Origin of the sequence: Streptomyces sp. NPDC086549, from assembly GCF_044746205.1 — a bacterium.
Taxonomy (GTDB): Bacteria; Actinomycetota; Actinomycetes; order Streptomycetales; family Streptomycetaceae; genus Streptomyces.
Map to the genome: position 1 here is coordinate 426,164 of NZ_JBIVBS010000001.1, position 22,704 is coordinate 448,867.

25 protein-coding genes are annotated in these 22,704 nt (G+C 71.5%); 19 read left to right on the top strand and 6 right to left on the bottom strand.

The genetic code is table 11. The features are described 5' to 3' along the window. Positions 1 to 57 precede the first annotated feature (57 nt). Positions 58 to 327 (bottom strand): hypothetical protein, encoded by a 270-nt coding sequence (locus ACIPSA_RS01970; protein WP_402627685.1) that lies wholly within the window; start codon positions 325 to 327, stop codon positions 58 to 60. A gap of 303 nt (positions 328 to 630) precedes the next feature. Between ACIPSA_RS01970 and ACIPSA_RS01975 the strand changes: the two genes are divergently transcribed. The 4 genes from ACIPSA_RS01975 (at position 631) to ACIPSA_RS01990 (ending at position 4,071) form a co-directional block, all read left to right on the top strand. Continuing rightward, positions 631 to 888 (top strand): hypothetical protein, encoded by a 258-nt coding sequence (locus ACIPSA_RS01975; protein WP_402627688.1) that lies wholly within the window; start codon positions 631 to 633, stop codon positions 886 to 888. Positions 889 to 923: 35 nt separating this feature from the next. Next, entirely contained in the window at positions 924 to 2,312 is a 1,389-nt protein-coding gene (locus ACIPSA_RS01980) for a hypothetical protein (RefSeq protein ID WP_402629430.1), read from the top strand. A gap of 251 nt (positions 2,313 to 2,563) precedes the next feature. Further along, positions 2,564 to 3,484 (top strand): zinc metalloprotease HtpX, encoded by a 921-nt coding sequence (htpX, locus tag ACIPSA_RS01985; RefSeq protein WP_402627691.1) that lies wholly within the window; start codon positions 2,564 to 2,566, stop codon positions 3,482 to 3,484. A gap of 2 nt (positions 3,485 to 3,486) precedes the next feature. Next, a complete protein-coding gene (locus tag ACIPSA_RS01990; RefSeq protein ID WP_402627694.1) occupies positions 3,487 to 4,071 on the top strand; it encodes a hypothetical protein in 585 nt (194 codons plus the stop codon). Between the two features lie 19 nt (positions 4,072 to 4,090). On the opposite strand, the gene ACIPSA_RS01995 is transcribed toward ACIPSA_RS01990, so the two are convergent. Further along, a complete protein-coding gene (locus ACIPSA_RS01995; RefSeq protein WP_402627697.1) occupies positions 4,091 to 4,360 on the bottom strand; it encodes a hypothetical protein in 270 nt (89 codons plus the stop codon). Between the two features lie 82 nt (positions 4,361 to 4,442). On the opposite strand from ACIPSA_RS01995, the gene ACIPSA_RS02000 reads away from it, so the two are divergent. After that, a complete protein-coding gene (locus tag ACIPSA_RS02000; RefSeq protein WP_402627700.1) occupies positions 4,443 to 4,907 on the top strand; it encodes an alpha/beta fold hydrolase in 465 nt (154 codons plus the stop codon). 78 nt (positions 4,908 to 4,985) lie between these two features. Here the strand turns inward: ACIPSA_RS02000 and ACIPSA_RS02005 are convergent, their stop codons facing one another. Together ACIPSA_RS02005 and ACIPSA_RS02010 are read right to left on the bottom strand one after the other, a co-directional pair. Further along, the gene (locus ACIPSA_RS02005; RefSeq protein WP_402627702.1) at positions 4,986 to 6,326 is read right to left on the bottom strand and encodes a DUF2252 domain-containing protein; all 1,341 of its coding nucleotides are present in this window, start codon (positions 6,324 to 6,326) and stop codon (positions 4,986 to 4,988) included. Between the two features lie 161 nt (positions 6,327 to 6,487). After that, positions 6,488 to 6,802 carry a hypothetical protein gene (locus tag ACIPSA_RS02010; RefSeq protein ID WP_402627705.1) on the bottom strand — a complete coding sequence of 105 codons (315 nt, stop codon included), beginning with the start codon at positions 6,800 to 6,802 and terminating at the stop codon, positions 6,488 to 6,490. 233 nt (positions 6,803 to 7,035) lie between these two features. Between ACIPSA_RS02010 and ACIPSA_RS02015 the strand changes: the two genes are divergently transcribed. From ACIPSA_RS02015 to ACIPSA_RS02055, 9 genes are all read left to right on the top strand, one after another. Beyond that, positions 7,036 to 7,404, top strand: a complete 369-nt coding sequence (locus ACIPSA_RS02015) for an arsenate reductase family protein (RefSeq protein WP_402627708.1) — start codon at positions 7,036 to 7,038, stop codon at positions 7,402 to 7,404. Positions 7,405 to 7,523: 119 nt separating this feature from the next. Beyond that, positions 7,524 to 8,225: a hypothetical protein gene (locus ACIPSA_RS02020; protein ID WP_402627710.1), complete on the top strand. Its 702-nt coding sequence runs from the start codon at positions 7,524 to 7,526 to the stop codon at positions 8,223 to 8,225. Between the two features lie 419 nt (positions 8,226 to 8,644). Next, positions 8,645 to 9,676 (top strand): glutamine synthetase, encoded by a 1,032-nt coding sequence (gene glnII, locus ACIPSA_RS02025; protein WP_402627713.1) that lies wholly within the window; start codon positions 8,645 to 8,647, stop codon positions 9,674 to 9,676. Between the two features lie 84 nt (positions 9,677 to 9,760). Continuing rightward, a complete protein-coding gene (locus ACIPSA_RS02030; protein WP_402627716.1) occupies positions 9,761 to 10,720 on the top strand; it encodes a DUF6891 domain-containing protein in 960 nt (319 codons plus the stop codon). Between the two features lie 293 nt (positions 10,721 to 11,013). Next, positions 11,014 to 11,616: a winged helix-turn-helix domain-containing protein gene (locus ACIPSA_RS02035; RefSeq protein ID WP_402627719.1), complete on the top strand. Its 603-nt coding sequence runs from the start codon at positions 11,014 to 11,016 to the stop codon at positions 11,614 to 11,616. A 60-nt stretch (positions 11,617 to 11,676) separates the two neighbouring features. Continuing rightward, positions 11,677 to 12,696 carry an SDR family oxidoreductase gene (locus tag ACIPSA_RS02040; protein WP_402627722.1) on the top strand — a complete coding sequence of 340 codons (1,020 nt, stop codon included), beginning with the start codon at positions 11,677 to 11,679 and terminating at the stop codon, positions 12,694 to 12,696. Positions 12,697 to 12,747: 51 nt separating this feature from the next. Next, positions 12,748 to 14,019, top strand: a complete 1,272-nt coding sequence (locus ACIPSA_RS02045) for a sensor histidine kinase (protein ID WP_402627725.1) — start codon at positions 12,748 to 12,750, stop codon at positions 14,017 to 14,019. Beyond that, the gene (locus ACIPSA_RS02050; protein WP_402627727.1) at positions 14,004 to 14,657 is read left to right on the top strand and encodes a response regulator; all 654 of its coding nucleotides are present in this window, start codon (positions 14,004 to 14,006) and stop codon (positions 14,655 to 14,657) included. Before ACIPSA_RS02045 ends, ACIPSA_RS02050 begins: the two co-directional genes overlap by 16 nt. 195 nt (positions 14,658 to 14,852) lie before the next feature. Next, the gene (locus ACIPSA_RS02055) at positions 14,853 to 16,415 is read left to right on the top strand and encodes a DUF1996 domain-containing protein (protein ID WP_402627730.1); all 1,563 of its coding nucleotides are present in this window, start codon (positions 14,853 to 14,855) and stop codon (positions 16,413 to 16,415) included. A gap of 99 nt (positions 16,416 to 16,514) precedes the next feature. Here ACIPSA_RS02055 and ACIPSA_RS02060 read toward each other — a convergent pair whose 3' ends face one another. Further along, entirely contained in the window at positions 16,515 to 16,925 is a 411-nt protein-coding gene (locus ACIPSA_RS02060; protein ID WP_402627733.1) for a hypothetical protein, read from the bottom strand. Between the two features lie 84 nt (positions 16,926 to 17,009). On the opposite strand from ACIPSA_RS02060, the gene ACIPSA_RS02065 reads away from it, so the two are divergent. From ACIPSA_RS02065 to ACIPSA_RS02085, 5 genes are all read left to right on the top strand, one after another. After that, entirely contained in the window at positions 17,010 to 17,561 is a 552-nt protein-coding gene (locus ACIPSA_RS02065) for a tetratricopeptide repeat protein (protein ID WP_402627736.1), read from the top strand. A gap of 50 nt (positions 17,562 to 17,611) precedes the next feature. Beyond that, the gene (locus ACIPSA_RS02070) at positions 17,612 to 19,540 is read left to right on the top strand and encodes a hypothetical protein (protein ID WP_402629547.1); all 1,929 of its coding nucleotides are present in this window, start codon (positions 17,612 to 17,614) and stop codon (positions 19,538 to 19,540) included. 87 nt (positions 19,541 to 19,627) lie between these two features. Next, complete coding sequence (locus ACIPSA_RS02075; RefSeq protein ID WP_402627739.1) at positions 19,628 to 20,524, top strand: metal-dependent hydrolase; 897 nt, start codon at positions 19,628 to 19,630, stop codon at positions 20,522 to 20,524. Then, the gene (locus tag ACIPSA_RS02080) at positions 20,524 to 21,573 is read left to right on the top strand and encodes a PDR/VanB family oxidoreductase (protein WP_402627742.1); all 1,050 of its coding nucleotides are present in this window, start codon (positions 20,524 to 20,526) and stop codon (positions 21,571 to 21,573) included. Before ACIPSA_RS02075 ends, ACIPSA_RS02080 begins: the two co-directional genes overlap by 1 nt. Positions 21,574 to 21,641: 68 nt before the next feature. Continuing rightward, entirely contained in the window at positions 21,642 to 22,331 is a 690-nt protein-coding gene (locus ACIPSA_RS02085; protein WP_402627744.1) for a TetR/AcrR family transcriptional regulator, read from the top strand. Positions 22,332 to 22,338: 7 nt separating this feature from the next. Here the strand turns inward: ACIPSA_RS02085 and ACIPSA_RS02090 are convergent, their stop codons facing one another. Further along, complete coding sequence (locus ACIPSA_RS02090; RefSeq protein WP_402627747.1) at positions 22,339 to 22,704, bottom strand: 5-carboxymethyl-2-hydroxymuconate Delta-isomerase; 366 nt, start codon at positions 22,702 to 22,704, stop codon at positions 22,339 to 22,341.

Here is a 22,704-nt window from a genome sequence, read left to right on the forward strand (position 1 = left end):
AACGCCGCAGGTGGCGGCCCTCGGCCGTGCTCGGTCTCAGTGCTGTGTCACACCGTCTCAGACCACGATCACCACGACCCCGCTCCCGAACCCGTTGTTGAAGCCGCCGAAGCCGCCGAAACCGCCGAAGCCGCCGAAGCCGCCGAAACGGTTGAAGCCGCCACAGTTGCCCCAGAAGCCGCCGTTGAAGCAGCCGCCTCGGTTGGCAGTGACCTGGGTCGGAGCGGCTGCCGAGGCCGTACCGGCCGTGGCGATCGTGGCGCCGCCGGCCAGCAGAACACTGGCGACGGACGCTGCCGCTAGACGCTTAGCACGCTGTGCATTCATGGACGTACCTTCCTTCCACCCCTCGTGCGGTTCTCGACTGCACGAATCGGATGGCCGCGACCTCAGAGTGAAAAGTCCGGCGCGATGGCAGGGGGCCGTGAGCAGGGATTACGCCGGCGTAGGGCGTACCCCGCACCGCGGCTCTCACCTGTAGATCGTAGATGCCGATCGACCACCCAGCATCTTGGAACGGATCAGGCACAGGGGCACCGCGGCCCCTGCAACCTTCGGCGCTTCACATGCTTCCTACAGTCGGGGGATCATCATGCTTTGTTCTGTCCGACGAGAAGAGGTTGAACGGGGATGACTGAACAGGACGACTGGGAGCGGGAGTTCGATCACAGATGGGCGAACTCCGCCGAGCACAAGGAGCCCTCCGCCCGGGCCCGGATGCTCGCCGCCCGCTGGAAGGAGAACCCGCCGGACCCGGCGCCGTTCCGCGCGGACCCGGAGCCGGTGGGGCCCCGCCGGTCGTCGTGGGTCTCGACGGTCATAGTCCTCGGCTGTGTCGCCGCGGTGATAGTCCTGCTCGGGTATGCCCAGATGCGGGCTCCTTACTGAGGGTGACGGAAGTGGAACAGGACGTCCGGGACGGGATGGCGGCGGCACGGCGGCTCCGGGAGGGCGCGGCCCTGCGGGACGTGGTCGACGAGGGCGATATGGCCGCCTGGCTGGAGCTGGACGAGGGCGTGAGGGCGGACGACTGGTACTACTACCACCGGCCGTACGTCGTCCCGGCCTGGGAGACGGCGGAGGGCGGGGGCGCGCTCACCGAGTCACAGCTCGCCCTCGCCCTGTGCCACCGGGACGGCCGGATCCGGCACCGGGCACTGGGCCTGGTCGCCGGGCGTCCGGAGCTGCTGCCGCTGGTGCTGCTGCGGTGCGCGGACTGGGCACCGCCGGTGCGGGAGAGGGCGCGGAAGCGGCTGGCCGAGGCGCTGGACACGGAGTCCGCCGTCCGGCTCGCCCCGCTGACGCTGCGCATCGGCGCCCGGAGCCGCGGCGACTTCGCCTTCGGCCTGGTGAGCGGCCTGCTGTCCCGGGCGTCCGCGGAACGGTTCGCGACCCTGCTGACCCACCCCGACCGCGCCGTACGCCGCTTCGCCCACCGTCTCGCCATCGAGGACGGGCGCCTCTCCCCCGCCGAGCTCGCCCGCACGGCGGCCCGGGACGACGACGCGGTCGTGCAGAGCCTGTGCGCGGAGGCCGCCCTGGCCGCCCTGGCTGAGGCGGATGCCCCGGACGACGTGCTCGAACCTCTCCTCGCCGCCCGCAGCCCGCGCCCCCGGTCGGCCGGGGTGACCGCGCTGCGGCGGCTCGGGCGCCCTGGACGGGCGATGGACTTCCTGGCCGACCCGGCGGGGCTGGTGCGGGCCTGCGCGCGGTATGTCGTACGGCAGCACGGAACCGATCCGCTGCCCTGGTACCGGGACCGGTGCGCCGATCCCGGCGACCCGGCGCTGCCGCCCGGCGCCGTCATCGGGCTCGCGGAGTGCGGGGGGCGCGCGGACGCCGCCCTGCTGTGGCCGCTGGTGGCCCACCCGGCACCGGGGGTGCGGGCGCGGGCGGTGGCCGGGCTGCGCACCCTGGACGTGACGGACCTGCCGAGGATGAGGGCGCTGCTCGACGATCCCGCGCCCGGGGTCGTGCGCGAGGCGACCTTCGCCCTGCTCCCCTCGGCCGCGCTGCTGCCGGAGGACCGGCTGACGGAGCGGCTCGGGGCGGAACGGCCCCGGTGGGTGCGGGTGTCGGCGTACCGGCTGCTGGACGCGCGAGGTGGGATCGTACGGCTGCGTGCCGCCGTACGCACGCTGGACGACCCGGACGAGCGGCTGCGGGGGCGGGCCGAGCTGACCGTGCGGCAGTGGCACCGGTCGGCCTGTGCCACCCGTACCGACGCGGAGGTCACGGAACTGCTCGCGCAGGGCCGACGGCTGCTCGAAGGCTCTGCCCCTCTGCCCGGCCGGCCGGACGATCTGAGCTGAGCCGATCTGAGCTGATCTGAGCTGGTCCGAGCCGGTCGAGGGCACGCTCGCTTCTTGAACGGCCACGCTCCCCACGGCCGGTATCCGCCGGCACTTCTCGGCGCATCCGAGCGATTGCCCCGGCCGCCCCGGACGTCCCCGCTCCGACCGGGAATCTTTGCCGGGCCCAGGGCCGATCGGGACCTGTTCATGGCAGTGGCCAGGTGCACACTGGACAGCGGGGCGGGTGCCTGACTGCGGGGTGATGCAAGATGCAGAGCCGCTTCCGGAGCGATCGGCGGTTGACCGCGCGCATGGGGGTCACGCTGTTCCTGCTCGGGTTGTTGTACGTGGCGTTCGTCGCCGCGTTGATCGTGTTGTTGAAGTCCTGGCTGCTGGTCGTCGTCCTGGTCGGGGCGATGTTCGTGGCCCAGTTCTGGTTCTCCGACCGGATCGCGATGTTCGCCATGCACGGTCGGGTCGTGGAGCGGGAGGAGTATCCCGAGCTGCACGCGGTGATGGACCGGCTGTGCGCGATCGCGGACATGCCGAAGCCGCTGGTCGCCGTGTCCGAGATGGACATGCCGAACGCGTTCGCGACCGGCCGGAATCCCGACCACGCCGTGGTCTGCGTGACCACGGGGCTGCTGCGGCGGCTGGAGCCCGGCGAGTTGGAGGGCGTGCTCGCGCACGAGCTGTCGCACGTGGCGCACAAGGACGTCGCCGTGATCACGATCGCGTCCTTCCTCGGGGTGATCGCCGGACTGATCGTGCGGTTCGCCTTCTACTCGCAGCTCTTCGGCGGGGGCCGCAGGGACCAGAACACCGCGGCCGTGTTCGCCATCGTGATGGCGGTCTCGGCGGCCGTGTACGCGATCAGCTTCCTGCTGATCCGGGCACTGTCCCGGTACCGGGAGCTGGCCGCCGACCGCGCGGCCGCACAGCTGACCGGACGGCCCTCGGCGCTGGCCTCCGCGCTGACCAAGGTCACCGGGGACATCGCCCGGATCCCGACCAAGGACCTGCGCACGGCCCAGGCCTTCAACGCCTTCTACTTCACCCCGGCGACCGGCAAGGAGCCCGGCGTCGAGCGCTTCTTCTCCACCCACCCGACCCTGCAGCAGCGGCTCGACCAGCTGGGCCGGATCTCCGCGGAGCTGGGCGAGGCGGCGGCTCCCGGAAAGGCGGGCTGAGCATGGGGCTGCTGGACATCCTCCTGGGCCGTACGAAGCCCGTCGCGCCCGACCTGGACCAGCTGTTCGCGCTGCCCTCGGCGGCCGTGACGCTGGAGGCCGCGGCCGGGTTCACGCCGACCGGCGGCGGCGCGGTGTGCTTCGCCACGGTCGAGGGCGCGGCCTTCGAGCAGACGCACCGGGAGGTCCAGGCACTCCTCGACGCGGACTCCGACCGCAGCGGCCCCCCGGTGGAACTGCGGCAGGACGACTACGGCTACTCCTGGCTGGTCTCCCAGCGCACCCCCGACCAGCTCCCGCAGCTGGTCAACGACCTGCACGCGGTGAACAGTTCGATGGAGGTCAACGGCTTCGGCCCGCAGCTGCTCTGCTCGCTCGTGGGTTTCCGGGACGACTCCGGCCGCTCCCTGGCCCTGGTGTACCTCTACAAACGAGGCTCGTTCTATCCCTTCGCGCCGCTGCCCGGCGGTGCGCAGCGGCGCGACAACGCGCTGGAGCTCCAGATGAAGGCGCTCCTCGTGAACGACCTGCGGATCGAGCAGGACCTGAGCCGCTGGTTCCCGGTGTGGGGAGCCCCTGGTCTGTGACCGGAGGCTCCCGTGTGACTCACCCGCTCTTCTCGCGCTCCTGACGGCGGGCCTCGAAGGGGCGCTCGCGACGGTAGCGGCGCTCCCACTTGGCCTGACGGTCACGGCGCTCGCGATAGGCCTGGTAGGTGGTGGGCGCGCCCGGCTGTCCTCCCCCGGCGGGCGGGGTTTCGCCCCGCCCGTACCGCACGTACAGGAAGAGCACGGCGACGGCGGCGAGCCACCAGGTGTGGTTTCCGAATCCCAGGATCACCAGGACGGCGGTCCCGGACAGGACGATGGTGCCCATGACGGTCCTCCGTACGTGTGGATGTGTGATCGGCGTGATTCCAGCGTAGGGAAGCGGTCACTCTGGGTGCATCCCGTTTTCCGTGAGTGAATGGTCGTGCTGCTGCACGGCGCGGGCGAGGGCAGCGGGGAGCGACTGCCGGGGGCTGGCCTTCGACTTCTCCGGGCACGGCGAAAGCACCGTCGCGCTGCGGGAGTTGGGCCTGCGGCGGCGGTTCGAGCAGGCCGTGTCGGTGATCGACGCACGGGCGCCCGCGGGCGAGCCGCTGGTCCTGGTCGGGTTCAGCATGAGCGGGCAGACGGCGACGGATCCCGCCGCCGTTGACGGAGGCGGTGCGGGAGTCGCCGGCCGCGTGCACCCCGTACACCCGCCTGGAACTCCTCGAGGCCACACACCGGTTGGGCCTGTGGTTCCGGAATCACCCCGACGACTGCCGGGAGTTCGCGGACACGCTGCTCGCGGGCCTCGGCGGGGGCGGCCGGCCACGCGGTCCCCGACGCGGCGAAGCTCGCCGGGCCCTGGCGCCAGCTGGGCCGGACCGACCTGACACCCGGAGGTACCGGGCGGACGGGTGGAGGCGTATGTGGCCGGTCTGCCGGCGCGCCACGCCTGACCCGCCCCCGGCTCAGACCCCCGGCGCCGCCTGCACCACGCCCGCGGCGATGGCGGCGCCGAGGACCGCGTGGTCGGCGACGGACTGGTCGGCGTAGCTCACCGCGAAGTCGGCGATGGCCCGGTCGAAGGTGTCGGTGGTGCCCAGGTAGGCGCAGATGGCGATGCGGTCGCCGGAGCGGGCGTGGGCGCGGGCCAGGGTGGCGCCGCACATCGCCGCGTACTCGAAAAGGCCGGCCGCCGTCATCCCGGCGATGTCGGCGGAGCCCTTCATGTCACGCAGCTGGCGCCAGTAGTAGGCGCGGCCCTGCGGTCCGGTCATCCAGCCGAGGAAGATGTCGCTGGCGGCCTGGAGCAGCCGCTGCCCCGCCACCACGCGGTGTCCGGGATGGACGAACGGCCCGCTGGGCAGGTGCTCCTCCAGTACGGACCTCGTGGCCTCCTTGATCTGCAGGAACAGGGGGTCCGTGCTGTCCCGCCCCACGAGGAGCACGATGAAGCAGCGGGTGCCGACGCTGCCGACGCCCACGACTTTGCGGGCGGCGTCGACGAAGCGGTAGCGGTCCAGGAGGGCTCGGCGGTCCTCGGTGAGCGTGGAGCGGTAGTCGCTGAAGATCTTGCGCAGGGAGGCCATGTCGGGGGCGCCGGCGGGTTCGAGGAGCGGCGGGTCCTGGATGATGCGCGGCTGCCCCTCGACGGTCTCCGTCAGCTTGCCGAGCGCCTGCAGGCTCGTGCGGCGGCGGGCGCGGGTGAGTGAGGACTCGACGCGGCCGCGGCGCCGGGCGGTCCGGACGAGGGACAGCAGGCTCTCGGCCTCGATGCGCTCGTACCAGACGGCGAGCTCACCGAGCCCGGCCAGCCGCAGCATGGTCGTCCGATAGGCGGCGACGGCGGCCAGGACGGCCCCGCGGACTTTCGCGTCGGCGAACCCGCTCTCCCGGCCGGCCACCGCCACACTGGCCGCGAGCCGTTTGATGTCCCACTCGAAGGGCCCGGGGAAGGTCTCGTCGAAGTCGTTGAGGTCGAAGAGCAGCGCCCGCTCCGGGGAGGCGTACACACCGAAGTTGAGCAGGTGGGCGTCGCCGCACAGCTGCACGGTGAGGCCGGTGTTCGGCTGCGCGGCGAGGTCGGCGGCCATGACGGCGGCCGCGCCGCGCAGGAAGGCGAACGGCGAGACCGCCATCCGCCCGTACCGGACCGGCAGCAGTTCCGGCAGCCGGTCCCGCCCCTGCCGCTGCAGTACGGCGACGGGGTCGGGCCGGTCGACCGGCGGGATCCAGAGGGCGTGCGAGGAGCGCGGGACGCGTTTGCGAACGGCCTTGCCGCGCTGGGCACGGTCGGCGGGGGTGGTCATGCGACACGCCTCCCTCAGGTCCCGGCACCTCCTGTTCTGATCGAAGTGAAGGCCGGATGCGGGGGTGCCCGCACGTCCGGTACGGCGAAACGGGTGACGCGGGCCGTACCGGCCGCACCGGCGCCGGGTGCCCCGGAAACACAGGGCACCCGGCGCCGTGCTCACCGCGAGTACCGCATGAACGCCCGCACCATGTGGCAGGTCGTGTCCGACGGCGGATGCACGCCGATCAGTTCCGCCGTGCTGCGGATCGTCTCGTTGCGGGCCTGGTCGGGGATGTGGACGCCCGAGTCGAGCAGGGCTATGGCGAGGCGCATGGCCTTGAGGCGGCGGTTGTGCGTGACGTACCACTCGCGCGGGCGGCCGGCCGGCAGCGGGCTCTTCTCCAGCGGTGCGTAGGGCGAGTCGAGCCGGACGGAACGCTTCGCGGTGGACTGGGTGGGCAGCGGCTTCGGCTTCAGTGCGGCAGCGGGCACGGGCATCCTCCTGTCGCGGTCAGGGCGCCGTCCGGAAATCCCGGCGACATCCTCGAACACTGCTTCCAGTCTAACGGCCGCCACTGACAATCGGGGAGTCCGCACATCACCCAAACTCCCTGGTGGAGAACGCTATTTCGGCTGCGGCGCAGCATGCGGACGGGGCGTATGAGAGGCACGAGAAAATCGAACAGCGGCTTGACCGTCCCGCGGGTGCGCGTACCGTGGGCCGCATGGAAATCTGGATCAATCCGGCCTGCTCCAAGTGCCGCAGCGCGATCGGCCTGCTCGACGCCGAGGGGGCCGAGTACACCGTCCGCCGCTATCTGGAGGACGTGCCGAGCGAGGACGAGATCAGGGACGTGCTCGACCGCCTCGGGCTCGAACCGTGGGACATCACCCGCACCCAGGAGGCGGCCGCCAAGGAGTTGGCGCTCAAGGAGTGGCCCCGGGACGAGGCCTCGCGCGACCGGTGGATCAAGGCGCTCGCCGAGCACCCGAAACTCATCCAGCGGCCGATCATCACGGCGGACGACGGCACGGCGGTCGTCGCGCGCACGGACGAGGCCGTGCAGGACGCCCTCTCCCGCGGCGGAAGCTGAACACGCCTCAACTCCGGTGTGACTCAGGTTACTTCGGAGAAATCCCGTGACCGTTGAGTAACCCTGTTCGGCATCCCGTACATAGCGACGTACGCTCCCTACCGCTTCAGGAGGCGCGGATGTCGCGCAGGAGAACTCTCAGCACGCAGAAGAAGGTCGCGCTGCTGGTCAGCGCCGCGGCGGTGGCAGGCGGCGGGGCCTTCGCCCTGGCGTCCACGTCGAACGCGGCACAGACTCCGCAGAACGCCCGGCCCCTGGCCGCAGCGAACTCGACCGCGTGCCAGGGGCTGGCCACCGCCCTCGGCAACAACCAGAAGTTCATCGCCGACCAGAAGGCGAAGCCGGACGCGCAGTCGGCGGCCCGGATCGCCAACCGCGAGGCGGTCATCGCACAGATCAAGGTCCAGCAGAAGGCTGCCGGATGCACCGTTGGGGAGTCGGCTCAGGGCTCCCAGGCGGCGGGCGGTCAGCAGACGGGCCAGCAGGGCAACAACCAGCAGACCGCGCAGCCTTCGCAGACGGCCGCCGCCGGGAACGCGGGCAACAACGCCGGCGGCGCTGCCGCGGGTTCCGGCCAGCAGGTCTGCAAGGGCTCCACCGTCACCCTGTCCGGCGAGGCCGGGGCCCCGGCGGCCTCCAGCAACCAGTTCCCGGCGGGGACCACGCTGAAGGTCACCAACCTGGACAACAACAAGTCCACGACGGTGAAGGTCACCTCTGTCTCCGGCAGCTGTGTCCTGCTGAACAACGCGGCCTTCGAACAGGTCCGTGAGCCCGGCAAGTTCCTCATCCGTCGTGCGGTGATCGAGAAGGTGGGCTGACGCCCAGGCGTCCGGCAAACCGGTGAGGCGGCGGCCCGGTCCGCCACCTCGTACGTGTCACAGGTCCTGCTGTTCCGGCCGGGAGCAGCAGGACCGGCACGTCCGGCCCCGCGGCAGGCCCCGCCTCGGCAGGGGCACCGAGCGGGTACGCCGCCTTGTACCCGGCGAAGGACCGGACCGGGTACAGGAGGAACAGGCGGCGCACCCGGGCGGGACCGTGCGGGTCTCACAATCCGGCCGCTTCACCCTCACAACGTGAGACGCAGCACAGAACCACCAGGTAACACGGGGTTCACATTCGAGCAATGATCGGGAAATGGCCTGTTGACAGGCTGCCGGGCAACAACCGCGGCGCCCCAGTGCCGCAGCGCCGCAGCACCCGCAAGTGCGCCTGACCCACCCCCGAAGGATGTGGCCCCGTGACCTTCAAGGCTGAGTACATCTGGATCGACGGCACCGAGCCGACGGCCAAGCTGCGATCCAAGACGAAGATCATCGCGGGCGCCCCCGCCGGTCTCGACGCGCTGCCGATCTGGGGCTTCGACGGGTCCTCCACCAACCAGGCCGAGGGCCACTCCTCGGACCGCGTACTGAAGCCGGTCTTCACCTGCCCGGACCCGATCCGCGGCGGCGACGACATCCTCGTCCTGTGCGAGGTCCTGGACATCGACTTCACCCCGCACTCCTCCAACACGCGTGCCGCGCTGGCCGAGGTCGCGGAGCGGTTCGCCGCGCAGGAGTCGATCTTCGGCATCGAGCAGGAGTACACCTTCTTCGACGGCGCCCGCCCGCTGGGCTTCCCCGAGGGCGGCTTCCCGGCCCCCCAGGGCGGCTACTACTGCGGTGTCGGCGCCGACGAGATCTTCGGCCGCGAGATCGTCGAGGCCCACCTGGACAACTGCCTGAAGGCGGGTCTGGCGATCTCCGGCATCAACGCCGAGGTCATGCCCGGCCAGTGGGAGTTCCAGGTCGGCCCGGTCTCCCCGCTGGAGGTCTCCGACCACCTGTGGGTGGCCCGCTGGCTGCTCTACCGCACCGCCGAGGACTTCGGCATCTCCGCCACCCTCGACCCCAAGCCGGTCAAGGGCGACTGGAACGGCGCCGGCGCGCACACCAACTTCTCCACCAAGGCGATGCGCGAGGGCTACGACGCGATCATCACCGCGTGCGAGTCGCTCGGTGAGGGCTCCAAGCCGCTCGACCACGTCAAGAACTACGGCGCCGGCATCGACGACCGCCTGACGGGTCTGCACGAGACCGCCCCGTGGAACGAGTACTCCTACGGCGTCTCCAACCGCGGTGCCTCGGTCCGCATCCCGTGGCAGGTCGAGAAGGACGGCAAGGGCTACATCGAGGACCGCCGTCCGAACGCCAACGTCGACCCGTACGTGGTGACGCGTCTGATCGTCGACACCTGCTGCTCCGCGCTGGAGAAGGCCGGCCAGGTCTGATCCGGCCCAGCCGCTCCGAGGGGGCGCCCACCGTCGCGGTGGGCGCCCCCTCGCGTTGCCAGTGGGGCGTGCCATGGTGGGCGCATGGCGATCGACGAGGTCCTGGCCGTCAAGGCCGAGACGGAGAACTGGCAGACCCACACGCGGATTTCGGTGCCCGGTCTGCGGGAGCTGGTGGAGCGGATCGGGGGCACCGGGGACCGGTTCCTCGTCATCCAGCAGATACCGGACATCCCGGATGTCTTGGTGCAGGTCTGGCACGAGAGGGGCGGGGACTACCGGCTGGAACACCGCCGCGGCGAGGACGAGTTCTTCGGCACGAACCTCACGGACCGCAGCCGGGTGGCGGACCTCCTGACCGGCTGGGCGCGGCAGCTCGACGGCTGGGACGCGGGCGTGGACTGGGAACCGGTGGACCTCGGGCCGCGCGAGGAGGTGCCGGAACTGCCGGACGAGGTGCGCGAGAAGGTCGAGGAGCGCGTGCGGCTGTCGCTGCGCTGCGGTTACGACTCCCGCAAGGTGCTGGCCGAGACAGCCGAGCACTACCTGGTCGAGGGGGACGAGCGGCCGGTGTCGGGAGCGCAGGCCCGGCAGCTGGTGGACCGGCTGTGGCTGGAGCGGCTGGCCGAGCAGGAGGCCTGGGAGGGGGTCACCGACCCGATGGGGGTCCCCCCTGCTCGAGCGAAGCCGAGAGCTTGGGGGAGGCTCGCGCTCGCCTTCGGGGCGCTGGAGGAGACCGGCATCACGGCCCGCGAGGACTTCGGCTGCTGCCGGGGCTGCGGAACGACGGAGATCGGCGCGGAGCGCGAGGGCGCCCGGGGCTTCGTCTTCTTCCACCGGCAGGTCACGGAGCACGCCGCCGACGGACACGGACTGAGCCTGTACTACGGCGGGTTCGGCGACTCGGCCGAGACCACGACGGCCGTCGGACACGAGGTCGTCACCGCGCTCACCGCCGCCGGACTGTCCGGGGTATGGGACGGCAATCCGGACAAAGCAATCGAGCTCACTTCCCCGACCTGGCACAAACGGCTGGTGGGGTGACGTACGCAACGTCAACTTCGCACCGGGGAAACGTCCGAGCAGTGAGAGGAGACTCCTGTCGCGGTCCGGTGTCTGCTTCAATGGGCGTATGGCCAGCAACCAGAAGTGCACCGCGACGGGTCGCCATGACCTCGAGCCCTTCTGGCCTTCCCGTCAGCACCACGACTTCGACCGGGTGTGTTGCCACGCGATGAACGCGCCGGCCCTCTAACGCCGTCACCCCGGCCTTCAGCCGGCGCGAATCGACGTACGTCCCCTCGACGAACTCCTCGCGCGAAAAGAGCTGACCTCTCATGGCGACCACTCGTTCTCTGTCCTCCGCCTCCACCCTGGCCTCCCCCGCCCGTCACCGGCTGCGCGCCGTGGACCGGGACGAGGATTGGGGTCTCCCCGGCTCGAACGAAGTCGAGAGCTTGGGGAAGGACGTCGCGGACTTCCTGCCGCCGGGCGCCACCTGGCTGCCCGCGCCGCAGCACACCCTGCCCGCCCTTCCCGGCCGGCCGGCGATGGTCGGTTACCTGGTGCTGGTCCCGGCGGACCAGCAGCCGCCGCTCCCGCCGGCCGCGGTGCCGGACCGGCCCGGCACGGTGTCCGACGGCGGCGACCCGCTCGTCCGCATCGACACCGTGCGGCGCACCGCCCAGGTGGACGGACGCGAACTCGACCTCACCTACCTGGAGTTCGAGCTGCTCGCGCACCTGGTGGCGCACCCGGGCCGGGTGCACACCCGGGACCAGCTGGTCACCACCGTGTGGGGCTACGGCCACGTGGGCGACGGCCGCACCGTCGACGTGCACATCGCCAGGCTGCGCCGCAAGCTCGGCGCCGAGCACCGCAAGGCGATCCAGACGGTCCGGCGCGTCGGCTACAAGTACACGCCGCCGGCCGGTCGCTGACCATCTGCTGACAGCAGAGCGCCGTTCCGTTCCACGGCCCCGGCGGGCAGAGTCACCGGCATGAGAATTCTGATGCTGGGCGGTACGGAGTTCGCGGGACGGGCCGTCGTCGAGGCGGCGCTCGGGCGGGGCTGGGACGTCACCGTCCTCAACCGGGGCCGGCAGGAGCCGCTGCCGGGGACCACGGTGTTGCGCGGCGACCGCACGGCGCCCGACGGGCTCGCCGCGCTGGCCGAGGGCGAGTGGGACGTCGTCGTGGACACCTGGTCGCGGGGGCCGCGCCCGGTGCGGGACGCGGCGCGGCTGCTGCGGGGCCGCGCCGGACGGTATGTGTACGTGTCGAGCTGCTCGGTGTACGCGTGGGCCCCGCCCGCCGGGTACACCGAGGACGCGACCCTGGTCGAGGGCGCCGCGGCCGACGCGGAGCAGACCGAGTACCCGCAGGACAAGCTGGGCGGCGAGCTGGCCGCGCTGGACGCCTTCGGCGCGGACCGCTCGCTGCTCGTGCGGGCGGGGCTGATCCTCGGGCCGTACGAGAACATCGGCCGTCTGCCCTGGTGGCTGTCGCGGATCGCGCGGGGCGGTCCCGTGCTGGCACCCGGCCCGCGGAACCTGCCCCTGCAGTACGTCGACGTCCGTGACCTCGCCGAGTGGATCCTCGACGCGGCCGGTGCGGGGCAGAGCGGACCGTACAACCTGATGAGCCCGCAGGGGCACGCCACGATGGGCGAGCTGCTCGACGCGTGCGTGACCGCGACCGGCTCGGACGCCGAGCTGCACTGGACCGATCCGGACGTCGTGCTCGACGCGGGCATCCAGCCGTGGACCCAGCTGCCCGTGTGGACGCCTCCGGGGACCGACGGTCACGACGCCCTGCACAGCGCGGACGTCTCCCGGGCCGTCGGGGCGGGCCTGCGCTGCCGGCCCGTGACGGAAACCGTGGCCGACACCTGGAGCTGGCTGCAATCCATCGGCGGCACCGCACCGCACCGCCCGGACCGCCCGCCGGTGGGGCTGGATCCGGAGCTGGAGGCGAAGGTGCTCGCGGCCGCCCGGGGTGTATCTGACACCACCCCCTGACGGGGTTCCGGGGCCAGTGACCCGCGCCGGGGGGTCGGCGAGACTGACGTCATGAACACCGACACGAACAACGGCGGCTTCGGCACGCGCGCCCGGGAAGTCGTGCTGGCCGCCGTACGGGGGCTCGTGCTGGCCGTGGTGATGTGGCCCATATCCGCGGCCCTGCTCTGCCTGGTCCTCCTCTCCGTGGCGTCGATACCGCTCGGCGTCGGCATCGTCACCACCCCCCGGATCCTGGGCGCCGTGAGGGAGTTCGCGGACGTACGGCGGCGGCTCGCGTGCGAGTGGTGCGGGGTGCGGATCCCGTCCGCCTATCTGCCGACGCCCCCCGACGCGCACGCCTGGACGCGCACCGTCGCGCTGCTGCGCGACCGGCAGGTCCAGCGGGACGTGCTGTGGCTGCTGGTGGACTGCACAGCGGGCAGTGTCACCGCGCTGTTCCCGGCCGTCCTGCTCTTCTACCCCTTCGAGGGATTCGCGGTGGCGGCCGGGCTGTGGCGGGTGCTCGCACGCGGGGAGACGTACTGGTACGGCTTCGTGCCGGTGAACGGGCAGTTGTCCGCGCTCGGCGCGGCCGCCACCGCCGCCGTCATGCTGGTCGCCGCCTACCGGCTCACCCCGCAGCTGCTCGTCGCGCACTTCCGGATCACCCGGGCCGTCCTCGGTGCCGGCGAGAGCGAACTCGCGGAGCGCGTCAGGGTGCTGACCGAGACCCGGCGGGACGCCGTCGACACCTCCGCCGCCGAGCTGCGCCGCATCGAGCGGGACCTGCACGACGGGGCGCAGGCCCGGCTGGTCGCGATGGGCATGGACCTCGGCACGATCGAGGCGCTGCTGGACAAGGACCCGGCGAAAGCGAAGGAGCTCCTGGCCCAGACCCGCCGCAACTCCGTCGACGCCCTGGCCGAGCTGCGCGACCTGGTCCGCGGCATCCATCCCCCGGTCCTGGCCGAACGCGGACTCGGCGACGCGGTAAGGGCGTTGGCGCTCCGGCTGCCGCTCCCCACCGAGGTGACCGTGGAGCTGGCCGGCCGGGCGGACGCGCCGGTCGAGTCGGCCGCGTACTTCGCGGTCAGCGAGGTGCTCACCAACGCGGTCAAGCACTCCGGCGCCGACCGGATCTGGGCCGACGTGCACCACGGTGAGGGCATGCTGCGGATCACGGTCACCGACAACGGCAAGGGCGGCGCCGAGGTCGGAGCCGGTTCGGGACTCTCCGGAGTCGAACGGCGACTGGGTACATTCGACGGCGTCCTGGCCGTCAGCAGCCCCGCGGGCGGTCCCACCTTGGTGACGATGGAGATTCCGTGCGCGTTGTCCTAGCCGAAGACCTCTTCCTGCTCCGGGACGGACTGGTCCGGCTGCTGGAGGCCCATGACTTCGAGATCGCGGCGGCTGTGGAGTCCGGCCCCGAGCTCGCCCGGGCGCTGGCCGAGCTGGACCCGGACGTCGCCGTGGTCGACGTACGCCTGCCGCCCACCCACACCGACGAGGGCCTGCAGTGCGCCCTCAAGGCCCGGCAGGACCGGCCCGGCATGCCGGTGCTGGTCCTGTCGCAGCACGTGGAGCAGCTGTACGCGCGCGAGCTGCTGGCCGACGGCACCGGCGGAGTGGGATATCTGCTGAAGGACCGGGTGTTCGACGCGGAGCAGTTCGTGGACGCCGTACGACGGGTGGCGGCGGGCGGTACGGCGATGGATCCGCAGGTGATCCAGCAGCTGCTGTCCCGGCAGGCCGCCGCGGACCAGCCGATCGGCCGTCTCACCCCCAGGGAGCGGGAGGTCCTGGAGCTGATGGCGCTGGGCCGGTCGAACGCGGCGATCGCCGCGCAACTCGTCGTGACGGAACGGGCGATCGCGAAACACACCTCCAACATCTTCGCCAAACTGGGACTTGAGGTGTCGGACGACGACAATCGACGCGTCCTCGCGGTGCTCGCCCATCTGGACCGGGACCGCTGACTTTCCGCGATTTCTTCACTACTTTCCCGCAACTCGTGCTGCTCAAGGGCCTGTTGAAACCCGATCGGCCACCAAACCTCTGATTAATTTGTGAGGCGGCTGAACACGCCTGGGACCCCGTGCGTATGGATGGGAGCAGCTTCACTCCTGTCGGGCGCCTCGATGCTGCCCCGTTAAGGAAGTCAGAGGAGTTCCATGGGACGCAACACACGCAAACGCCGTACGCCGCTGGCCAACAAGGCCATAGCCGCATCGGCGGCCCTAGCGCTCGGCGGGGGCGGGCTCATCTGGGCAAACTTCTACGCTTCGGCTCATGAGTCGAACAATTCGGCGCAGAACCAGACGAAGGCAGCCACCGCGCAGGCGGCGACGATCTCCTGCCCGGACGTCGGCCAGAAGCTGACGAACGTGCCGAACGCCGCCCGCAACGGAGTGGCCGCGGAGCTGGCGAACCTCGACAAGCAGATCACCGAGGCCTACGCCCGGCTCGCCTCCACGCGTCAGGCGCAGACGAACGACGCGAGCTTCGTGCAGAACGCGATCGTCGGCCCCCTGAAGGAGAAGCGGTCGGCGACGATCGACCGGATCAGGATCGACATCCAGCGGGTCGGCGGCACCTTCAACAGCGCGCTGTCCCAGCTCGCCGCCTGCACGACGCAGACCGCCAACCAGACCACCGCCGGTGGCACCCAGAACAACGGTGGCCAGCAGCAGAACGGTGGCCAGCAGCAGAACAACGGCGGCAACACGGCAACCGCCAGCCCCAGCACTGGCCAGAACAACGGCGGCCAGCAGCAGGGCAACGCCGGTCAGCAGCAGGGCGCCAACGGCCAGGCCGGCAACGGCCCTGCCGCGGCCGACTTCGTGGACATCACGAAGGTCGCGCCGAACGTCCTGGCCAAGCCGCAGAAGACCGGCAACGCCTCGACGGGTACCTTCACGACGCGCTGCGGTGTGAACGCGAACAAGAACCACAACACCGACAACGTGATCGTGGCGCCCGGCGTGGCCAACGGCGCGCACCACCTGCACGACTACGTCGGCAACCAGAAGGTCAACGCGTTCTCCAGCAACAACACGTTCCTGCAGGCGCCCACCAGCTGCCAGAACCAGAGCGACCTGTCGTCGTACTACTGGCCCGTGGTCCGTGTCCAGAACGGCACGCAGGACTTCGACCAGAACGCGGACGGCGGTGGCAAGGAAGGCAACGTCGGCAAGATCCTGACGCCGGTCCAGGCGCAGATCAAGTACGTCGGCAGCCCGGCCAGCAAGGTCGTCGCGATGCCGCAGTTCCTGCGCATCATCACCGGTGACGCCAAGACCACCACCAACGGTCTGGCGAACGCCAACGCGCACTGGAGCTGCACCGGCTTCGAGAACAAGGTCCAGCTGACCACGCAGTACCCGATCTGCCCGCAGGGCAGCAAGGTGGTCCGCACGTTCGCCTTCCAGAGCTGCTGGGACGGCACGAACATCGACAGCGCCAACCACCGCACGCACGTGGCCTTCGCCGACCCGGCGAGCGGTGTCTGCGGCAACGGCTTCAAGGCCATCCCGCAGCTGACGATGCGCCTGGTGTACAACATCACGGCGCCCACCGTGCAGAACGGTGTGGTGAAGAACGCGTACGCGGTCGACGGCTTCCCGGAGCAGCTCCACAAGCCGGCCACCGACCACGACGACTTCATCAGCGTCACGAAGAACAACCTGGCGGCCAAGATCGCCAACTGCATCAACAGCGGTCAGCGCTGCGCATGATCCACTGGGTGGGCCGCCTCGGTGGCCCACCGAAGAAGGCCGGTGGCGGGTCCCTCCCGTCACCGGCCTTCGCCGTGTGCGCGCCCGGCGCGCGGGCCGTCAGCCGCTGTGGGCGCTGTGGTCGGTCCCGATCTCCACCTCGCCGCCGAGCGTGCCGCGCAGGGCCTTGACCACCCCGTCGTCCCCGACCGCCACCCACTTGCGGCCCACGAGGTAGTAACCGCCGTAGTCCTTGGCGTCGTTGATCCACTCGCGCTGGCCGCGGTCGGTGGCGAAGGTGGCCAGGATGAACTTGCCGTCGGTGTTCTTGCAGATGGCCTGGCGGATCTCGTCGGCGTCCGTCTGCATGTTCGGCTTGCACTTCACCTCGGCGGCCAGGCTCTCCAGGCTGCCGGTGGCCGTCGTCGGCACGGCGTCCGCAGCACTCTTGCCACCGCCGGAACCGCACCCCGCCAGCAGCAGCGCGGCCGCGGCGCCCGTCACGGCGAGCATCGGTCGGGTCAACCTCATCTGTTCCTCCGGTCCTGATGGGCGTAAGCATGCCGCAGAGAGCCCCGTCAGGAGCCCCGCCCTCCGATACGGACGCCGCGGGCGATGCGCTCAAATCCGGCGCCACAGGGGGCACGCCTGTGCGAGAGTGTGCCGGTGAACCAAGAATGGGAAGATCGCGTGACCGCCGCCTGGGCCTCCTTCGACGACTACGCGGAGGCCGACGCGGGCGACTTCCGGGCCGTGATCGACGCGCTCGTCGCCGAGCTGCCCGAGGGCAGTCCCCTGGGCCCGTTCGAGCAGGCCTGCGCCTGGGACTCGACCGGCCACTCGGACAAGGCGGCACCGCTGTACCGCGAGGCGCTGGCGCGCGGGCTGACCGGCTACAAGGGGCGCCGGACGAAGATCCAGCTGTCCAGCTCGCTCCGGAACATCGGGCAGGCGGAGGAGGGCGTCAAGCTGCTCACCCCCGAACTGGACGCCCTGTCCGACGAGTTGGACGATGCGGTGCGTGCCTGCCTCGCCCTGTGCCTGTCCAGCCTCGGCCGCGACCGCGAGGGGCTCTCCCTCGTCCTCGGCGCCCTGGCCCCCCATCTGCCCCGCTACCAGCGGTCGATGGCCAACTACGCGCGGGCACTCGTCGAGCCGGAGGACTGAGCCGCCCGGGCGGCAGGTGACCAACCACTGGTTCGCTCGTTTCCCAGGACGTGCAGTCACAGGATGTAGCCCAGCGTCACGCACCCGCCTCCCCCGGAGCTCCCGGCCCGGTCGTCGACGTCGAGCAGGCCGAGGCCGCGCTCGTCGAGCACTATCCGCGCCTGGTGCGGCTCGCCTACCTGGTGCTGCCGCCGGGCCTCGGCCGCAACCGCCGCGTCCTGACCGCGCACGCCCTCACCCAGCGCGCGCTGCCCCGAGGCCGGAAGTCGGCCTCCGCGATCCCGGCGCAGTCGACGGGCCGGGACACGGACCCCGGCTACGCCTTCGTCCGCCTCCAGGTGGTGCGTACGACCCTGGAGGCGGCCCCGCCCCTCAGGCGCGGGATGTGGCCCAGGCGCTCGCAGCTGCCGCCGCTGCTCCCCCAGGTCTGGGGCCTGCGTCTGTTCCCGCGCTCGGGCGGCGCCGACGAACTCGCGCTGGACCAGCGACTGGCGGCCCTGTCCGGCCCGGCCCGTGCCGCGTACGTGCTGCGCGGCCTGGAGAAGCTCGCCGACGGCGACGTACGCCACGTGCTGGCGGCCGCCGGGATCGAGGACCCGGACGCGGCGCTGCTGGAGGCCGACGACGTCCCCGCGCAGTACGCGCTGCTCGGCTCCCCCGAGTTCGACCCCTGCTCGCTGCAGGCCCGGCCCACCGACCTGATGCGGCGCAGACAGCACACGAGGGCCGCGCTCGCCGCCGCGGCCGCGCTCGCGGTGTGCGGCGCCCTGGTCGCCCTGCCGGGCGGCGGCTGGGGCCCCGACGGTGCCGCCGCTCCCGCGTACGCCCAGAACCCGGCGGCCGAAGCCGCCCTGGACCCGGGCAAGTTGACGCGGATCGCCGCCACCGCATGGGAGACCTCGGCACGCGCCGACTTCTCCGTCTGGCCCGCGCGCGGCCCCCTCACCGGCGACACCGCCCTGCTCCGCCGTGCCCTCGCCGTGTGGGCCCGCCCGGGAGAGACGGTCCGCGTCTCGGCCACCCCCGGCACCCAGACCGGCGGCCCGGCCGGACCGCCCCAGCTGCTCTACGCGGGCGAGGTCGACAACGCCCGCGTGGTGATCCTGTACGACGGCCTGCGCATCGCCCGCTACGCCGAGCCGAGGGACGGCACGCAGGGGGCGGCCCTCGACTTCGCCCGCGCCGACGGCGCGACCGGCGCCGCGGCGAGCGCGCTCGTACTGGGCCGCTCCGACGGCAACGTCCGTTATCTGACCGCTCCCTGGGTGACGAAGGCCGCCGAACGCGACCTGATGAAGCCCGAGGCGGGAGCGATGGACCTCGACCTGACCGACGGTGTCACCGGCCCGCTGGCCAGCCCGGCCATGCGGCCCGGCACGTGCACCTCGTGGAACGTGCTGCAGCTGACCGACGACTCCGGCCCGAAGCTCGTCACCGACCTGGGTGAGCTGATCCCCGCGCACCTCACCGCGGGCCGGCCGGGATCCAGTCGGGAGGTGTCGGGGGCGTCGGCGCGGCACACCTGGGCGCCGTTCGCCTGCTCGCTGGCCGCGGAACGCTCCGCCGGGATCAGGAGCGTCAACGCGTGGGCCTACGCGGACCAGCCGCTGCCCGACGCCGGCGGGACGGCCGCGTGGGTGTGCACCCGCGCCGAGACCTGGCGGGGCGACGGGACGGCGGTGCTGGCCCAGTTCCACACCCCGCACGGGCAGTACGGCGCGGTCGCGGCCAAGGGCACGGACGTACGGGCGTGCGGTCCACGTGATCCGCACGTGCTGGCCGGGGTGTTGTGGAAGTCCGGCGCGGGGACCTGGTACCTGTTGGCCGCGGGCGGCCGCGACACCGCGTCGATCCGCACGGCCGGCGGGGTCACGGCGAGCGCCCAGGGCAACATGCTGACCGCACGGACCGAGCAGGGTGCGCAGGCACGGCTGTCGGGCACCCTGGACGACGGGTCCTCGCTGCGCGGCCTTCGCTAGTCCGACGGCAGGGCCTGGCTGACGCCGGCGTCAACAAGTACGCGTACAAGGGTTTCCCCGGGACTTACCCACCAGTACATTGACGCCATGTCTAACAAGCAGGCCCGGCCGGTGGAGTCGGAGCGGATACCGCTCAAGGCCCGCAAAGTGTCCTTCTCCTGGGAGGGCACACCGCTGCACTGGGTGCCCGGGGACCCGTTCGCCACGCACACCATGAATGTGCTGCACCTTCTGCTGCCGGCCGGTGAGCGGTGGTTCGTGCAGGTGTACAAGCAGGTGCTGCCGCTCATCCGGGACGACCGGCTCCGCGAGGACGTCATCGGGTTCATCGGCCAGGAGGCCGTGCACTCCCAGGCCCACGACGAGGTGCTGCCGCATCTGAAGGAACTCGGGCTCGACCCGACGCCCTACACCGCGCAGGTCGACTGGTTCTTCGAGAAGCTGCTCGGCGACCGGACCCTGCCGCCGGGCCGGGCCCGCAGGTGGTGGCTGATGGAGCGCGTGGCGCTCATCGCGGCCATCGAGCACTACACGGCCTTCCTCGGCGACTGGATCCTGAACGCCGAGGAGCTCGACCGGCGCCGGGCCGACCCGACCATGCTGGACCTGATGCGCTGGCACGGCGCCGAGGAGGTCGAGCACCGGTCCGTCGCCTTCGACCTGTTCATGCACGTCGACGGAAGCTACCGGCGCCGGGTGCGCACCTGGGCGACGGCCTTCACCACGCTGGTCTTCCTGTGGCAGCGCGGGGCCCGCTTCTTCATGGAGAACGACCCCACGCTGACCGACGGCAGGGCCTCCTTCAAGGAGTTCTACGTGTGCGGCCGGCGCGGCACCCTGCCCGCGACCGGCGACATGCTGAGGTCGATCCCCCGCTACCTCGGCCGGGCCTACCACCCCTCGCAGGAGGGCTCCACCGCCCAGGCCGTCGCCTATCTGGCCTCCTCCCCCGCTGCGCTGGCCGCCGAGAAGAGGGCGTCCTGATGCCGGGGCTCCGGACCGTCGTGGCCCTCGCGGGCGCCGCGCTGCTGGCCAGACGGGCCCTGCGCCGCCGCATCCAGGCCTCGCCGCTGTGGCCGATGCCCGCCCTGGACCCCCCGACCTCCGGCCGGCCGCGCTCACGGGCGCTGCGGCTGCTGCTCACCGCGCACGATACGGTGGCCGACGGGGTCGTACGACTGCGCCTGGAGGGCCGGGAGCTGCCGCGCTGGGAGCCGGGCGCGCATCTCGACCTGGTGCTGCCGTCGGGGCTGGTACGGCAGTACTCGCTGTGCGGTGACCCGGAGGACACCTCGTCGTACACCGTCGCCACGCGGCTGGTCCCGGACGGCCGGGGCGGCTCGCGCGAGGTACACGAGCAGGTGACCGAGGGCATGGAGCTGGAGGTGCGCGGGCCGCGCAACCGCTTCCCGCTCGTCGAGGCGCCCTCGTACGTCTTCGTCGCCGGGGGCATCGGGATCACCCCGATTCTGCCGATGCTGCGGGCGCTGCCGGAGGGCGCGGAGTGGCGGCTGCTGTACGGCGGGCGGACACGGGCCTCGATGCCGTTTCTGGAAGAGGTCGAGAAGCTCGCGGGAGACCGGCTCACCGTGGCCGCGGAGGACGAGGACGGCCGCCCGGACCTGCACGGGCTGTTCGCGGACGCGGCCGAGAGCACCGCCGTGTACTGCTGCGGGCCCGAGGGGCTGACGGCGGCGGTCGAGGAGCGGCTTCCCGAAGGTGCCACGCTGCACCTGGAGCGGTTCGCGCCACGCACGTCGTCCTACGGCGACCGCGAGTTCGAGGTCGAACTCCACCGCTCCGGAAGGACGTTGACGGTCCCGTCCGACTCCACCGTGCTGGCCGCGGTGAGGGCCGAGCTGCCGGACACGGCGTACTCCTGCGAGCAGGGTTTCTGCGGGACCTGCCAACAGCCGGTGCTGGAGGGCGAGGTGGACCACCGGGACGAGCTGCTCACGGACGCGGAGCGGACCGACTCGATGCTGATCTGTGTCTCGCGAGCACGAAGTGACCGTCTGGTGCTGGACATGTGACGGTTTCATGTGGTCTCCACGACCGGTCCAGCCCGTTCGGGGCCAGGTCCGATCGGTAAGGTGTGCGCATGACTACCGGGGTTCGCCGCAGAATGGCTGTGGAAGAACGGCGGCAGCAGTTGATCGGCGTCGCCCTCGAACTGTTCAGCCGCCGCTCGCCCGACGAGGTCTCGATCGACGAGATAGCGTCGGCCGCGGGCATCTCGCGCCCGCTGGTCTACCACTACTTTCCCGGCAAACTCAGCCTGTACGAAGCCGCGTTGAAGCGTGCCGCGGAGGACCTGGCAGGCCGGTTCGTCGAACCGCACGAGGGCCCGCTGGGCCGTCGGCTGCTGCGCGTGATGCGCCGCTTCTTCGACTTCGTGGACGAGCACGGGCCCGGCTTCTCGGCCCTGATGCGCGGCGGCCCGGCGGTTGGCTCCTCGGCGACGAACGCGCTCATCGACTCCGTACGGCAGGCCGCGTACGAACAGATCCTTTCGCATCTGCGCGTCACCGATCCGCCCGCGCGACTGGAACTGGTCATACGGTCCTGGATCTCGCTCACCGAGTCGACGGCCCTGATCTGGCTGGACGGTCGGCGCATCCCGCGCGCCGAGCTGGAGGTCCAGCTCGTGCACGACTTCGCCGCGCTGGCCGCGGTGAGCGCCGCCAACGACGACGAGATGGCGGCCCTCCTGGGCGACATGCTCAAGGACGAGCCGGCCGACGGCCCGTTCACGGACCTGGTCGGCCGGCTGATGTCCCTGGCGTCCTAGCCCCGTCCTACCCTTCGAACTTCCGGTAGGACGGATCCAGGTCGCGCACCTCGGCGGAAGCGCGCAGGGTGACTCCGTCCTCCGGCGTGACATGCCTGCGGAGGAGTTCCAGCACGGTCTCCGTCAGCCTCGCCTTCGTCTCTTCACTGCGCCCGGCGAGGAGCCCGATGGTCACATGCACGATGGCGGGCTGCCGATCCATGGGCTCGTAGGCGTACGCGGAGAGCGCGTCCCGGAACAGCGTCTTGCACGCCTCCGGCTTGGCCGCCGCGATCTCGACGACAGCTTCGTGCAGGGCCCGCGCGAAGCCGTCCATGTCGAAGGCGTCCGAGTCCTCCAGCACGGCGGTGTAGTCGACGGTGATCTGCGGCAT

Excerpts from the sequence above, each read along its gene's own strand:
- ACIPSA_RS01970 (WP_402627685.1), bottom strand. The coding sequence starts at position 327 with ATGAATGCACAGCGTGCTAAGCGTCTAGCGGCAGCGTCCGTCGCCAGT.
- ACIPSA_RS01975 (WP_402627688.1), top strand. The coding sequence starts at position 631 with ATGACTGAACAGGACGACTGGGAGCGGGAGTTCGATCACAGATGGGCG.
- ACIPSA_RS01980 (WP_402629430.1), top strand. The coding sequence starts at position 924 with ATGGCGGCGGCACGGCGGCTCCGGGAGGGCGCGGCCCTGCGGGACGTG.
- htpX (WP_402627691.1), top strand. The coding sequence starts at position 2,564 with ATGCAGAGCCGCTTCCGGAGCGATCGGCGGTTGACCGCGCGCATGGGG.
- ACIPSA_RS01990 (WP_402627694.1), top strand. The coding sequence starts at position 3,487 with ATGGGGCTGCTGGACATCCTCCTGGGCCGTACGAAGCCCGTCGCGCCC.
- ACIPSA_RS01995 (WP_402627697.1), bottom strand. The coding sequence starts at position 4,360 with ATGGGCACCATCGTCCTGTCCGGGACCGCCGTCCTGGTGATCCTGGGA.
- ACIPSA_RS02005 (WP_402627702.1), bottom strand. The coding sequence starts at position 6,326 with ATGACCACCCCCGCCGACCGTGCCCAGCGCGGCAAGGCCGTTCGCAAA.
- ACIPSA_RS02015 (WP_402627708.1), top strand. The coding sequence starts at position 7,036 with ATGGAAATCTGGATCAATCCGGCCTGCTCCAAGTGCCGCAGCGCGATC.
- ACIPSA_RS02020 (WP_402627710.1), top strand. The coding sequence starts at position 7,524 with ATGTCGCGCAGGAGAACTCTCAGCACGCAGAAGAAGGTCGCGCTGCTG.
- ACIPSA_RS02030 (WP_402627716.1), top strand. The coding sequence starts at position 9,761 with ATGGCGATCGACGAGGTCCTGGCCGTCAAGGCCGAGACGGAGAACTGG.
- ACIPSA_RS02035 (WP_402627719.1), top strand. The coding sequence starts at position 11,014 with ATGGCGACCACTCGTTCTCTGTCCTCCGCCTCCACCCTGGCCTCCCCC.
- ACIPSA_RS02040 (WP_402627722.1), top strand. The coding sequence starts at position 11,677 with ATGAGAATTCTGATGCTGGGCGGTACGGAGTTCGCGGGACGGGCCGTC.
- ACIPSA_RS02045 (WP_402627725.1), top strand. The coding sequence starts at position 12,748 with ATGAACACCGACACGAACAACGGCGGCTTCGGCACGCGCGCCCGGGAA.
- ACIPSA_RS02055 (WP_402627730.1), top strand. The coding sequence starts at position 14,853 with ATGGGACGCAACACACGCAAACGCCGTACGCCGCTGGCCAACAAGGCC.
- ACIPSA_RS02060 (WP_402627733.1), bottom strand. The coding sequence starts at position 16,925 with ATGAGGTTGACCCGACCGATGCTCGCCGTGACGGGCGCCGCGGCCGCG.
- ACIPSA_RS02065 (WP_402627736.1), top strand. The coding sequence starts at position 17,010 with ATGCGCTCAAATCCGGCGCCACAGGGGGCACGCCTGTGCGAGAGTGTG.
- ACIPSA_RS02075 (WP_402627739.1), top strand. The coding sequence starts at position 19,628 with ATGTCTAACAAGCAGGCCCGGCCGGTGGAGTCGGAGCGGATACCGCTC.
- ACIPSA_RS02080 (WP_402627742.1), top strand. The coding sequence starts at position 20,524 with ATGCCGGGGCTCCGGACCGTCGTGGCCCTCGCGGGCGCCGCGCTGCTG.
- ACIPSA_RS02085 (WP_402627744.1), top strand. The coding sequence starts at position 21,642 with ATGACTACCGGGGTTCGCCGCAGAATGGCTGTGGAAGAACGGCGGCAG.
- ACIPSA_RS02090 (WP_402627747.1), bottom strand. The coding sequence starts at position 22,704 with ATGCCGCAGATCACCGTCGACTACACCGCCGTGCTGGAGGACTCGGAC.